At 61.0% G+C, this 223-nt stretch carries 1 pseudogene; it reads right to left on the bottom strand.

The window, feature by feature from the left end:
• A pseudogene (locus EOB49_RS34405) lies at positions 1-223 on the bottom strand (RNA polymerase sigma factor); the annotation flags it as partial.

Here is a 223-nt window from a genome sequence, read left to right as displayed (position 1 = left end):
AGGCAGGGCGCGCCTTCGGATCATTGGGATCGTGAACGAGGATTGCCGGCCTGTCTTCGACGAAGCCGGGCACGAAGCGCCAATCCTGCACCCGGGAATAGTTGCCGAAATAGGTACCCACTTCCTTGCGGCCGTTCAGCTGTGTCCGGGCAACCAGTTCCAGTCGTACTTCTTCGGCCAGCATGTCGCGCACCGCATCGAAATCGCGTGCGTTGAAGCGGTC

Source organism: Mesorhizobium sp. M7A.F.Ca.MR.148.00.0.0, assembly GCF_003997735.1.
Taxonomy (GTDB): domain Bacteria; phylum Pseudomonadota; class Alphaproteobacteria; order Rhizobiales; family Rhizobiaceae; genus Mesorhizobium.
The sequence above is the reverse complement of the archived record's forward strand: the minus strand, read 5'-3'. Positions and strand labels throughout refer to the sequence as shown.